A 12,694-nucleotide genomic window follows, 5' to 3' on the forward strand; every position below is an offset into this window, starting at 1 on the left:
CTACTAAAAACATGTCAATTAAAACACAAAAATTATCAGTTAGAGAAAAAGTAGGTTATGCTCTTGGAGATTTGGCAGCTAATTTAGTTTTTCAAACTCTAATGACTTATCTGGCGTATTTCTATACAGATATTTATGGTTTAGAATCAAATCACGCATCTGCAATAATATTAACTGTTGGTCTTGTGGCTGCTTTTGGTTTTAACCCAATTATTGGTGCTATTGCAGATAGAACAAATACTAAAATAGGTAAGTTTAGACCTTGGATATTATGGACTGCAATACCTTTAGGTGTAACAGCAATATTAGCTTTTACAACACCAGATTTTGAATACAAAGGAAAAGTTATTTATGCAGTTGTAACCTATACTTTATTGCTCTTATTATATTCAGCAAATAATTTACCTTATTCAGCTTTAAGTGGTGTAATTACAGGAGATATGGGAGAAAGAAATAGTATTTCTTCATATCGATTTGTAGCGGTAATGTTTGCTCAGTTTTTTGTGCAAGTATTTATGTTACCAATTATAGAAACTGCTGGAGGTGGAGATAAAGCTGTTGGTATTGAGTTGGTAATGACTTGGTTGGCCGTTATAGGTACAGTAATGTTGTTAATTACCTTCTTTACTACAAAAGAACGTATCATACCCAAACCAGAGCAGAAGTCTAGTTTAAAAGAAGATTTAGGAGATTTATTTAAAAATAGGCCTTGGGTTATTATGTTGGTTTTAACAACTTTAGTCTTTGTAACCTTGGCTATGAAAGGAGGTTCTTATGTTTATTACTTCAATAATTTTGTAGACGAGAAAGAACTAACAAGTTTTATCAGTCCTATTTTAGATTTTTTATCAAGTATTGGTGTTAATTTCTTTGGAGAAAATCCTGTTTCTGCTGGTTTCGGATTGTTTAATGCAGGTGGTATTATTTTTATGATGGTTGGTATTGGCTTATCTAAAAAATTAGCCGATAAATATGGGAAAAGAGATGTTTTTCAAACATTTTTATTTATTTCAACATTGTTTATTATGTTCTTCTATTTCTTCTCGGCAAAGTCGGTAGGATTGATGTTTTTATCACAAATTTTACATGGTTTTTTCTACGGAATAACAATACCTCTTCTTTGGGCGATGATTGCAGATGTAGCAGATTATTCTGAATGGAAAAACAATCGTAGAGCAACAGCTATTATATTTTCTGCAATGATGGTGGGTTTAAAAGGAGGTTTAAGTATTGGTAGTGCTTTAGTTGCATGGATTTTAGGATTGTATAATTATGTTCCAAAAGAAGCGTCGCAAGTAGAAAGTGCAATTAATGGAACAAAAATGTTAATCAGTATATTTCCTGCAATTCCATTTTTAATAGGATTTGGATTATTGTTTTTTTATGAAATAGATAAAAAGATGGAATTAAATATTGAAAAAGAGTTAAACGAAAGAAGAAACGGTTAAAAATTTATAAAATGCCAGAAAAAAGTATAGAACACATCAATTTTGATGAATTAAATAAAACAGCTATTTCACAACCATTAGTATCTCATATTTACACTGCAGATCCTTCTGCACATGTTTTTAATGGTAAAATATATATTTACCCTTCTCATGATATTGATGCAGGAGAAGCTTTTGACGATTTAGGAAGCCATTTTGCGATGGAAGATTACCATGTAATATCTATGGATAGTGTAGATAGTAAAGCCGTAGATAATGGTTTGGCACTTCATGTAAAAGATGTTCCTTGGGCAAAACAACAAATGTGGGCGCCAGATGCAAATGAAAAAAATGGAACTTACTATTTGTTTTTTCCTGCAAAAGCTCATGATGATATTTTTAGAATTGGCGTGGCTACAAGTAATTCTCCAACAGGACCTTTTAAAGCAGAACCAGAAGCAATTAAAGGTAGTTTTTCTATAGATCCTGCTGTTTTTAAAGATGATGACGGAAGTTATTATATGTATTTTGGAGGTCTTTGGGGCGGACAATTACAACGCTGGAGAGATGGCGAATTTAATGCATCAGAACCAGACAGTCCTACCGCATTTATTCCAGAAGATAATGAAGCTGCATTGTTACCTTACGTAGCAAAAATGACAGATAATTTATTGGAGTTTGATGAAAAGGCAAAAGAATTACAAATTTTAGACGAAAATGGCGATTTGTTATTATCAGGAGATATTGATAGACGTTTTTTCGAAGCGGCTTGGTTACACAAGCACAATGGTAAATATTATTTCTCTTATTCAACAGGAGATTCTCACTTTATCTGTTATGCAATAGGAGATAATCCTTATGGACCATTTACATACACTGGTAGAATTTTAGAACCAGTTGTTGGTTGGACTTCGCATCACTCTGTATGTAAAGTAGATGAAAAATGGTATTTATTTTACCATGATTCTAGTTTATCTAAAGGAGTTACACATTTACGTTCTGTAAAAGTTGCAGAAATTACACACAATGCAGACGGAACTATAGAAACTTTAGAGCCATATAGCAAAATATAAGCAACTTATACAACCATGAAAAATCCAAAGCCATTATTTTTATTATTTATTTATGCGCTATTTTTCTTTAGTTGTACTTCTGAAACTAAACTTCAATTTCCTATCGAAGTTACTACAAAACCAGAAAGTATTACCAAAGGTTTTAAGGGCAATTATTACGTAACCGTAATGAATAATAAAGAAAGTGGCGATGGTGAAGTGGTTGAGATTTCTGCAGATGGTATAAAAACATTTGCTACTGGTTTTAACGAACCAAAAGGAATTGTATTTATAGACAATCATTTGTATTTCTCAGATATAAATCGTGTTTGGAAAGTTGATAAAAATGGTAACGCTACTATTTTTGTTTATAAAGATGCTTTTCCTGAAGAAGCTTTATATTTAAACGATGTGGCTGTAGCCGCAGATGGTAAAGGTATGTATGTGGCAGACATGGGAGCTACCCAATACATGAGAGATCGAGATAATAATCTTTGGCCTCTAGATAGTGAAGAAGCAAAAAAAGTACCAGCTTTAGGTAGAATTTATCATATTTCTTTAAATGGAGATATCACGATTGCCCAAAACACCTCTCATTTAATGCTAAATCCCAATGGAGTTGGTGTAGATAATAATGGTAATATTATGGTAGGCTCTTTTTTTACAGGTAACTTTCTTGTAAAAAAGAATAATAAGTTAACGCCACTTAAAGGAGTTTTTAGAGGTGCTGATGCTGTTGAGCAAGATAGTAAAGGTAATTACTACGTAAGTAGTTGGTCTCAAGGTAAAGTTTGGAAAATTGATGGTAAAACTGAAAAATCTACCGTTTTAATTGAAAATTTAAAGTCTGCTGCAGATTTTTATTTAGAAGAAGATAAAGGAAGATTACTTGTACCAGATATGATGGCTGGTAAAATTTATGAAGTTCACATAGATTAATATACTACAATTAGAAACTTATTTTTATTCCTTTTTAGATAACATTTTTATAATAACTGTCTTTTTCTACAGAAGCTAATTTACTAGCTTTAGATACTTACTTTTTATTATTTATCGATTTCTATGTATTTTAATAACAGATGGTATCTTTTATTAATGGTTGGTGAACTCAATTTTTGTAGATGCTACGGTAAATGATAATAATTACACTTTAGAAGAAAAAGTAGATTTGTTAACTCAAAAAATTGATAAGTTATTAGCTGAAAAGGAATAAATTACTATTCTTATTTATAGAATTAAGAAAAAGAAACTACAGATAGACGTTTTTTAATATAAGTAGATGAGGTTTTTTAAGAAAAATAGAGGAGGTATAAAATTGATTAAAAATAGGCATATAATAGCTATTACTTACACCTAAATTTACATCTATAAAAATAAAACCCTGTAAATTAATAACTTACAGGGTTTATTGTGGAGACGCCGACTCTATAATGTTTAATATTATCTTATGTTACTTTCTTTTTAAAAACCTAAAAAGCTTTATTTCATAGTGTTTAAAGTGTTTTTTGTTTCTTTGTTGTAAAATAAGGTAAAATGAAATAAAAGTTTGGCTGACTAAATGCTGACTAAGTTTTTTTTTTTGCCTAAAAGTTTGTAATGGCAAAAATTAAATTCATCTTACAAGGTAAATCTAAAAACACTCAAATTTATTTGAGGTTATCAATAAGTAAGAGTGTTTCTTTCAAACGAAAAACGGGGTATTCAATTGGTGTTAAAGATTGGAGTCCAAGTACTGGTTTTCCTAAGACAAATAATCCTTTTAGTAAAAATTTAAAAGTCGATTTAAAGAAGCTTGAAGTTTTTATTGAGTCGTCACTTAATAAGAGTAATTCTGAAGGGATTGAAATTACTTCTTTGTGGTTAAATGAATCAATAGCGAAGTGTTTAGGTAAATCTGAAGTGAAAGAATTTGATTATTTGATTCCTTATACAGAAAAATATATAGATAGCCTGAAATATCAATCAACTACTTATGATGGAAAAGGGGTTTCAGAAGCTACAATTAAGAAAAGAACTACGATTTTAAATAAGTTAATTAAGTTTGAGGTTAAGACAAAACAAAGATTAAAAGTTAAAGACGTTAATCTCGCGTTTAGAGAAAAACTTATTGATTTTTTAGATATACAAGAAAAATTGTCTGAAGGAACAATAGGTAGGTATCTTAAAGAGGTTAAAACAATATGTAACGATGCGCAAAAAAATGGTATTGAAGTAAGTTCTCAATTAATACACTTTAAGGGTTTTGCAACAAAAGGATTTAAAATTGTATTGTCGTTTGAAGAAATTGAGAAAATAAAGAGAATGAAATTTGAAGATAAGCGGTTATCAGATGCAAGAGATTGGTTAGTTATAGGTTGTTATACAGGGCAAAGAGTTTCTGATTTAATGAGGATGCATAAAAATATGATTGAGGAGCATCATAAGTTTAGGTTTATTGTTTTAACTCAGAAAAAGACAAAGAAAATCGTTCAAATTCCAATTCATCAAAAAGTTGAGGTTATTTTAAACTCTATAAAAGGTAGTTTTCCTTTAGTTTTTACAAAAAATGCAGATAGTAATTCGGCTTTGTTTAATAAGTATTTAAAATTAGTTTGTGAAAAGGCAAGGTTAATTGATTCTGTAAGAGGTAAATTGAGGAATAAAAAGACGGGGAGGTTAGAGGAAGGGGATTATCCTAAGTACAAATTAGTTACGTCTCATATTTGTAGAAGGTCATTTGCTACAAATTTTTATGCTAAAGAAAAGTACCCTACACCTCTTCTTATGAATATTACGGCTCATAGTACTGAAAAAATGTTTTTAGATTATATTGGTAAGAAGCCTATTGATTATGGAGTCCAACTTGCTGAAATTTGGAAAAAGGAAGAAAGTACAAAATAATCCTTATTGTAGTTAAAAATAAGATAAGTAGAGTAAATTATTTCATAAAAATTACGATATATAAATCTAAAGACTTTATTGTCTTTAATCTTGAGACATAGAAAATGCGCAACAAATTGTTGCGCATTCTTTTTAATTTCTATTCTCTATAAAAGATGAAATTTCACTCATCATAGATTCCCAAGCAAACCAAGAAAGCCAATTAAAATACTGGGTTTCATCGGTAGGGGTGGGGCTTCCTTTTAATTGTCCACATTCATTTTCGAAATCATCTAATATTTTGAGTATTTGTAAATGATTTTCCCTAGCAAAACCCACTGTATCAGTATAATAAATCATTCCAGGAACTGATCCACTATCTGCTGCATAATAATCCTTTGGGTGTTCTATTAATAAAGACCATTTAACACCTCCTTGCTTTAATATTTTTTTATGAAAATTTGGAAATGTACTGTACTTCTCTAAAAATGTTTTCTTACTTAATTTTGACATGATAATTCGTTTTATTCCTAAGGTCTTTAAAGGAATAAAAAGGCTTGAGAACAAGGTGTCTATCCCTTAGAATTATAATGTACTTTATAAGTAACAGGATAAAAATTCTTATCTATAAAGTGAGTGTAAATTTAAAAACAAGAAAGCTTAAAGTTTAACATTTTGATTTTACAGAATTATTAGGATTCAATTTTAATCCGTTCATCTTTCTTAAATTCTCTCGATTTTTAAAAAGCAAGAATGGTTTCCTTAAGTTGTTAAAACCTTTTAAAAAGAGAGAATCATTTTTAGCAATTCCGATGGAGCTCTATTCTTATTATAGGAAAAAAGTAAGTCCCTGGATTTGCTAAAGATATAGAACATCTTAATTGAAATTCTACTGAAATTATTACAAAAAGGAGGTTATGGGGAATTTAAAATTCACAAAGAAGATGAAGTAATTTTATATAAATTATGTGTCTATTTTATTCGTGATATTGAAGCTTGTAAAAAATTAGAAATAGATCTTAACAAAGGAATTCTATTATCAGGACCAGTAGGATGTGGTAAAACAAGTTTAATGAAATTATTACCATACATAGTACCTCATCAAAAAAGCTACAAAGTTATTGCTGTAAGAAATATTGCATTCTCATTCAATAACCTTGGCTTTAAAGTTATTGAAGAATATGGAAGTAATAATTATTATTGTTTCGATGATTTAGGCGTAGAAACAACAGGAAGGCATTTTGGAAAGGACTGCAACGTAATGGGGGAAATTATTTTATATCGTTATGAATTATTTCTAAAAAATAATATTAAAACTCAGGCCACAACCAATTTAAATGCGCAAGAATTAGAAGAAAGATATGGTAATCGTGTTCGTTCTAGAATGCGTCAACTCTTTAATTTAATTGGGTTTGAAAAAGAAAGTATCGATAAACGAAGGTAGGTTTTACAAGAGAGATAAAAATAAGAGTGAAAAATTATTTCACCTTAGTTTACTTTGTTGTGGTTGGTAAAATAATCTTAAAACATATTATTAAACACAATAAGATCTAAAATAATAGAATTTAAAAAATTATACTTGATAAGGCATAGTTCTATAATTTAATACTTATGATATAATTTATTGTTTAGCTCATAAAATAGCATAATTTGTATCTAAAAACTAAATTGATTTGTGGGTGAGTTTTAAACTTATTCCAGAAATAAAATTTATTTATTAGTTTTAATAGAATTAGCATCAAAAAAGCGTAATGTTTTCTCAACGTTCTCTATCCAATAAGACCATTCATGCCCGCCTTTAAATTCTTCAAATTTATGGGGAATATTTTCCTTTATAAGTTCTTTATGAAGTAGTTTATTAGCTTCAAATAAAGAGTCTTTAATACCACAATCAAAACGAATAGGAGGTAAGCTTGTTTTATTTTTCTTTAAAATATCTATTAAATTTGGCGTTTTACTTTCCTTTATATATTCGTCTACAGAATCATCTGTAAAGAGCTGCATTTGTTCTAGTTTGGTAATAGAACTATGACCAGAAATTGCTTTAAATTTCTCAGGAAATCTTCCGCCTAAAGATAAAGCACCATAACCGCCCATAGACAAACCACCTATACAAGTAGAAGTTGAGTTTTTTGCTTCAGGAATATTTTCTTTTATTGCAGTAATCACATCATTTACAATCCAATTATCAAATTGTTTTTGATGATGAGAAAAATAAGCAGAACCATCTTGCCAAAGTCCGTCTGAAGGCATTGCAATAATAGCTGGTTTAATCGTGTTATTTTTAATTAGTTTTTCTGTAGTTACATGCGCACCACCTTTCATTGCCCAAATCCAAGCACTTCCATAAACACCATGTAATAAGATGTAAATAGGTAAATTATCTATGTCATCAACTTCAGGAACATATAAACAAATATCACCTCTGCCTTTTAAATTAGGCGTTTTTACGGTTAAGAATCTTAATCCTTGAGATTCAAAGTTTAAATCTGAAAGTTCTACGGTTTTAAAGCTACTTTTCATATTAAAATACAATTACACCTTTTGCATTTTTACCCGCTAACATATCATCAAAAGCCTGTTGTAATTCTTCTAAAGGATATGTTCTGGTAATCATTTCGTCTAATAATAAATCGCCTTTATCATATAAATTCACCAATTTCGGAAAATCTATTTGTGGTCTACATTTCCCGTATAATGGATTGATGTAAATTTTATCCCATTCAAAAAGGTTCATGTCAATACTAATCGTTTCTTCAATTCCACTAACTTGAACAGCGGTTCCAGCATTTCTGATCATCGCTAAAGGAGCAGCGCCTAAAGCAGGAATAGCAGTACACTCAAAAGCAAAATCAGCACCTCTTCCTTCTGTTAATTTCTTTACTTCTTCTGATGCTTTCATCAATCCAATATCATTTTTATTTGCTAGAATAGTATGGGTTGCTCCAAATTGTTTTGCCATTTCTAAACGTTCAGCATTAATATCAATGGCAATTATTTTTGCTGCTCCAGATATTCTAGCACCTTGAATTACGTTTAAACCAACACCTCCAGTTCCTAAAATTACGGCAGAACTTCCGGCAGTAACTTTCGCTGTATTTACAGCAGAACCGTAACCTGTCATTACTCCACAACTAATTATACTTGCTGAAGGCATTGGCATTTCGCTTTCTAATTTTACACAAGCAGATTCTTTTACCAAAGCATATTCTGCCAACGTACCAATATTAAAAGAACGTTCTATAGGTTGATTATTCCACTTAGAGCCTTCTAAATGTGCATGACCAGGAGTATAACCATTTCCACCAGCAGTTACAGGTGAATTATTTTCACAAATATGTTGGTTGCCTTCTTGACATTGAAAACATTTCATACAAGGTGTTGCCCAGTTTAAAATAACTTTGTCACCTATTTTAAAATCGGTAATATCGGCGCCAATTTTTTCTATAATTCCTGCACCTTCATGACCTAAAATAATTGGTTTTCCCCAGTTTAAAGAATCGTGATCTGTGTGACATAAACCAGCAGCTTTTATTTTTACAATAATCTCATCCCCTTTTGGGTCTGAGATTGTTATCGTGTCAATAATAAAAGAACCATCCCCTTTTGCAATTGCAGATTTAGATTGTATACTCATAAATTTATTTTTTATAAAAATGTTGTAGGTTTCATTGGTATTGAAACATCAACCAACTTCGTTTTATTAATTTTTTGTTTCCCTTTGATAAATCTTGTACCTAAAACAAAGGCTTTTCCATTGTTTATTGCATCTACAGCTAATAATGCATCATCTTTAAAATACCAAACAGAAAAACTAGTGTTTACCGTTTCTTCTTTTCTAACAATCACATCATTATACCCATTTGATAAACCAACCATTTGTAGTTTTACATCATATTGATCTGACCAAAACCAGGGAATCGTGTCATAAACAAGTTGTTTACCACAAATTGATGCCGCTGCAACTTTACTTTGATCTACCGCATTTTGAACAGATTCTAAATGTAGATATTTTTTGTAGTGTGGGTTGTAATGAAAAGTACAATCACCAATAGCATAAATATTTTCATCATTTGTTTGTGAGAATTCATTTACTTTAATTCCTTGTTCAATTTCTAAATCTGCATCTTGTGCAAGCTCCGTGTTTACACGAATACCAACACCAATAATTATAATGTCAGCCTCAAAGAAAGTTGCATCATCACAAAAAACAGTATTTAAACCATTTTCTGTTTTTATAGAAGTAACGTTCTTATTAGTTAGAATTGCTACATCATTTTGTTGATGTAATTCCATAAAATAATCTGACATAACTGGAGCGGTAACTCTGGCTAATACACGTTCTTCTCTTTCTAAAACTGTTATTGATGCACCTGTCTTTTTTAATGACGCTGCAGTTTCAAGACCAATATAACCTCCACCAATAATGACTACTCGCTTTTTTTCTGATGAATCAATAGCTTTTTTTATTTTTATTGCATCGTTAGCTGTTCTCATAGGATATAAATTAGCAGCAGAATCTATTCCAGAAATTGGTGGAATAAATGGTCTTGCACCTGTTGCTATTACTAATTTATCATATTTTTGAGTCCCTTCATTTTCAATAGAAATTGTTTTGTCATTTCTGTTGATAGAAGAAATTTTCACCCCTAACTTTAAAGTGATGTTGTCTTTTTTATAGCTTTCAAGCGGTTTTAAAAGATTGCTATTTAAATCGCCATTAATTATATAAGATTTTGATAAAGGCGGTCTGTGATATGGAATATTTGGATCTGAATCAAATAATATAACTTCTCCTTTCCAACCTTCTTTTCTTAAATTGAAAGCAAAATTAACACCTGCATGACTTGCTCCAATAACTAGACAAACTTGATTCGCTGTATCTAACATCAAAATTTATTTTGCAACTTTAAAAACAACTCCATCTAAATCTTTACTTACTTGAAGCTGACAAGAAAGACGACTGTATTCGTTTGTTAAATCATCAAATTCTAACATATCATTTTCTAGTTCTTCTGCTTGCCCTGTTTTTGCTACAAATTCGGGTTCAACATGTACATGACATGTAGCGCAGGAGCAAACACCACCACAATCTCCATCTATTCCTTTTATGTTATTATTTACTGCTAATTCCATTACTGAACCAGAAGTACCTTCAACAGTTATTGATTCGTTGTCTGCTGTTATAAATGTTATTTTTGCCATTTTATATTATTTTTTAAATTGTACGTTCAATGAATTGAAACCTACTTTTCTATTAAATTCTCCTAAATTTTCTATATTTTCTTTTGAATCTAGAATTGCTATTGAAGTTACTTTTTGTGATAATTTTGCCAATAGTATTCTTAAAATTTGACGAGCATGTGTTGCTCCTAAACAGTTATGAGTTCCAAAACCAAAACTAACATGTGGGTTTACTTTTCGGTCTAAAACGACTTCATTTGGGTTTTCAAAAACGTTTTCATCTCTATTAGCAGAAGCCCAATTTAAAGAAATTCTTGTATCTGCTTTTATAGCATGCTCACAAACGTGAGTATCTTTAGTTGCTACTCTTCCCATTTGAGTTAATGGAGAGAAATAACGAACCAATTCTTCAACGGCATTGTTAATCATTTCTGGTTTTTCTTTTAAAACCGCCAAAGCTTTTGGATTCCCTGCAAAGTAAGCTATAGAGTTTGTTACTGCATTAATCACAGTATCTCTTCCTCCAGCAAAAGTTAAAATTAGTACTCCTTTTACTTCTTCTTTGGTCATCTTTTTTCCATCAACCTCAGAATTTAAAAGCACAGAATACAAACTCTCACTTGGGTTTTCAATAGCAAGATCAATTTGTTTGTCAATGTATTTATATAGAATATTGGCTTTATTTACATCTAAATCAGAATCATCACTTCTAAAAACGTGTGTTCCCCAAGAAATCCATAAATCGGCTTCAGAATACGGTATGTTTAATAGTAATGTTAAAGCTCTAGATTGTAATTTTAGAGCAAATTCTTCAACAATTTCTACATTATTACTTTCTAAGGATTCTTCAACAATTTCTTCTATGATTGTTGCCAATTTAGCAGAGTAATCTTCATCTAAAGGTCTTTTAAACCACGGATTTAAGATATCTCTAAACGATTTATGCTCTGGGGGATCAATTTCAAAAGGTATTTGTCTGGTATCTCTAATTTTTACTTCTGATGGAATTACAATTCTTCCTACTTCTTCTCCTCCAGATTGATAGTTTTGCCATTGATGTGCACATTTACGAACTTCCTTATGGCGTAAAACCATGGTTACAGGATCATTTTGATCATCCATTTTACCAATCCCTTTTTCTTCTCTTGCTTTTTTAAAAGCATCTGGAAATTCACTTGCTTTCATAATGTACTTATAGTGTTAATTATATAGTTGCAAATATTGATTGATTTGTTTTGTAAAACATCTTCTTTTTTTGCAATTTAGTGTACTATTCTGTTGTTTTTAGTTGAATTTTGTTATTTTTAACGTTAAAATAAAGTATATGAACCCGAAGTTTGAGAAAGTTCCTTTAGGAGATAAAAAATCAATACTAGCTTTTCGTTTTTCCGCGAAGAATTTTGATGCTCCTTGGCATTTTCATCCACAACATGAACTTACTTTTATTGAGAAAAATAAAGGAACAAAGTTTATTGGAGATTATGTTGGTCCTTTTGAGAAAGGTGAATTGGTTTTGATAAGGTCTAATTTACCTCATTGTTGGAAAAATGATTTGAACACAAAAGGAATGTCAACTTCTATTGTAATTCAATGGAATAAGGGAATTTTTTCGAAAGTGTACGAATTAGAAGCCGTTTTTAAAATGTTGAAAGATGCTTCTAAAGGGATTATCTTTCATAAAAAGGATATAAAAAAAATACTTCCTGATATAAAAAAAACAATTTCTTTAAAGGATACTGATTTGTATTTGCAACTACAAAAAGTACTTGTAAAATTATCTAGATTAAAATATCAAGAGCTTTCAAAAAGAAGTTTTATAGATGATTTACCAAGTGAGTTTTCATCAAGAATGCGCGATATTCACGATTATATTGATCAAAATTATCAGAAGAAGATTTATTTAAAGCATGTATCTGATTTAGTAAGCATGTCTGAACAATCTTTTTCTAGATTTTTTAGTAAAACTATGGGGAAACCCTTTTTTAGTTTTTTAAATGAATATAGAATTCAAACAGCTAAAAGAATGTTGGTTGATACAGATTGGTCTGTAAGAGAAATTTGTTTTGCATGTGGATATGAGTCTTTAACTTTTTTTTATAAACAGTTTAAAAAGTATAATAATGAAACGCCATTTGTTTACAAAAAAAGTCATAGTAAATAAAAAAAGCCTCT

General features: G+C 30.3%; 11 protein-coding genes and 1 pseudogene. 6 read left to right on the plus strand and 6 right to left on the minus strand.

Annotated elements, in window-relative coordinates; genetic code table 11:
• Positions 1-11 precede the first annotated feature (11 nt).
• From SHK09_RS07490 to SHK09_RS07505, 4 genes are all read left to right on the plus strand, one after another.
• Positions 12-1,448 carry an MFS transporter gene (locus SHK09_RS07490; RefSeq protein WP_319810164.1) on the plus strand — a complete coding sequence of 479 codons (1,437 nt, stop codon included), beginning with the start codon at positions 12-14 and terminating at the stop codon, positions 1,446-1,448.
• 11 nt (positions 1,449-1,459) lie between these two features.
• A complete protein-coding gene (locus tag SHK09_RS07495) occupies positions 1,460-2,500 on the plus strand; it encodes a glycoside hydrolase family 43 protein (protein WP_319810165.1) in 1,041 nt (346 codons plus the stop codon).
• Between the two features lie 15 nt (positions 2,501-2,515).
• Complete coding sequence (locus tag SHK09_RS07500) at positions 2,516-3,418, plus strand: gluconolaconase (RefSeq protein WP_319810166.1); 903 nt, start codon at positions 2,516-2,518, stop codon at positions 3,416-3,418.
• Positions 3,419-4,075: 657 nt separating this feature from the next.
• A complete protein-coding gene (locus SHK09_RS07505; RefSeq protein ID WP_319810167.1) occupies positions 4,076-5,359 on the plus strand; it encodes a phage integrase SAM-like domain-containing protein in 1,284 nt (427 codons plus the stop codon).
• A 132-nt stretch (positions 5,360-5,491) separates the two neighbouring features.
• On the opposite strand, the gene SHK09_RS07510 is transcribed toward SHK09_RS07505, so the two are convergent.
• On the minus strand, positions 5,492-5,851 hold the full coding sequence (locus SHK09_RS07510; protein WP_319810168.1) for a hypothetical protein: 360 nt from the start codon (positions 5,849-5,851) through the stop codon (positions 5,492-5,494).
• A gap of 370 nt (positions 5,852-6,221) precedes the next feature.
• On the opposite strand from SHK09_RS07510, the pseudogene SHK09_RS07515 reads away from it, so the two are divergent.
• Positions 6,222-6,782, plus strand: a pseudogene (locus SHK09_RS07515) (ATPase); the annotation flags it as partial.
• A gap of 266 nt (positions 6,783-7,048) precedes the next feature.
• On the opposite strand, the gene SHK09_RS07520 reads toward SHK09_RS07515, so the two are convergent.
• From SHK09_RS07520 to SHK09_RS07540, 5 genes are read right to left on the minus strand one after another with little or no spacing between them, the layout of a single operon-like run.
• Positions 7,049-7,861, minus strand: a complete 813-nt coding sequence (locus SHK09_RS07520; RefSeq protein ID WP_319810169.1) for an alpha/beta hydrolase — start codon at positions 7,859-7,861, stop codon at positions 7,049-7,051.
• Between the two features lies 1 nt (position 7,862).
• Positions 7,863-8,975: a Zn-dependent alcohol dehydrogenase gene (locus tag SHK09_RS07525; RefSeq protein ID WP_166382830.1), complete on the minus strand. Its 1,113-nt coding sequence runs from the start codon at positions 8,973-8,975 to the stop codon at positions 7,863-7,865.
• Positions 8,976-8,986: 11 nt separating this feature from the next.
• Positions 8,987-10,228: an FAD/NAD(P)-binding oxidoreductase gene (locus SHK09_RS07530; protein ID WP_319810170.1), complete on the minus strand. Its 1,242-nt coding sequence runs from the start codon at positions 10,226-10,228 to the stop codon at positions 8,987-8,989.
• Between the two features lie 6 nt (positions 10,229-10,234).
• Positions 10,235-10,543: a 2Fe-2S iron-sulfur cluster-binding protein gene (locus tag SHK09_RS07535; protein WP_319810171.1), complete on the minus strand. Its 309-nt coding sequence runs from the start codon at positions 10,541-10,543 to the stop codon at positions 10,235-10,237.
• Positions 10,544-10,549: 6 nt separating this feature from the next.
• The gene (locus SHK09_RS07540; RefSeq protein ID WP_319810172.1) at positions 10,550-11,707 is read right to left on the minus strand and encodes a cytochrome P450; all 1,158 of its coding nucleotides are present in this window, start codon (positions 11,705-11,707) and stop codon (positions 10,550-10,552) included.
• A 139-nt stretch (positions 11,708-11,846) separates the two neighbouring features.
• On the opposite strand from SHK09_RS07540, the gene SHK09_RS07545 reads away from it, so the two are divergent.
• Positions 11,847-12,683, plus strand: a complete 837-nt coding sequence (locus SHK09_RS07545; protein WP_319810173.1) for an AraC family transcriptional regulator — start codon at positions 11,847-11,849, stop codon at positions 12,681-12,683.
• The last annotated feature ends 11 nt before the right edge of the window (positions 12,684-12,694 follow it).

It is taken from the genome of Polaribacter sp. PL03, assembly GCF_033875165.1.
Lineage (GTDB): Bacteria > Bacteroidota > Bacteroidia > Flavobacteriales > Flavobacteriaceae > Polaribacter.

What these genes read in the sequence shown, in the direction of transcription:
- SHK09_RS07535 (WP_319810171.1), bottom strand. Translation starts at nt 10,543, where the DNA reads ATGGCAAAAATAACATTTATAACAGCAGACAACGAATCAATAACTGTT.
- SHK09_RS07510 (WP_319810168.1), bottom strand. Translation starts at nt 5,851, where the DNA reads ATGTCAAAATTAAGTAAGAAAACATTTTTAGAGAAGTACAGTACATTT.
- SHK09_RS07540 (WP_319810172.1), bottom strand. Translation starts at nt 11,707, where the DNA reads ATGAAAGCAAGTGAATTTCCAGATGCTTTTAAAAAAGCAAGAGAAGAA.
- SHK09_RS07500 (WP_319810166.1), top strand. Translation starts at nt 2,516, where the DNA reads ATGAAAAATCCAAAGCCATTATTTTTATTATTTATTTATGCGCTATTT.
- SHK09_RS07530 (WP_319810170.1), bottom strand. Translation starts at nt 10,228, where the DNA reads ATGTTAGATACAGCGAATCAAGTTTGTCTAGTTATTGGAGCAAGTCAT.
- SHK09_RS07545 (WP_319810173.1), top strand. Translation starts at nt 11,847, where the DNA reads ATGAACCCGAAGTTTGAGAAAGTTCCTTTAGGAGATAAAAAATCAATA.
- SHK09_RS07490 (WP_319810164.1), top strand. Translation starts at nt 12, where the DNA reads ATGTCAATTAAAACACAAAAATTATCAGTTAGAGAAAAAGTAGGTTAT.
- SHK09_RS07495 (WP_319810165.1), top strand. Translation starts at nt 1,460, where the DNA reads ATGCCAGAAAAAAGTATAGAACACATCAATTTTGATGAATTAAATAAA.
- SHK09_RS07505 (WP_319810167.1), top strand. Translation starts at nt 4,076, where the DNA reads ATGGCAAAAATTAAATTCATCTTACAAGGTAAATCTAAAAACACTCAA.
- SHK09_RS07520 (WP_319810169.1), bottom strand. Translation starts at nt 7,861, where the DNA reads ATGAAAAGTAGCTTTAAAACCGTAGAACTTTCAGATTTAAACTTTGAA.
- SHK09_RS07525 (WP_166382830.1), bottom strand. Translation starts at nt 8,975, where the DNA reads ATGAGTATACAATCTAAATCTGCAATTGCAAAAGGGGATGGTTCTTTT.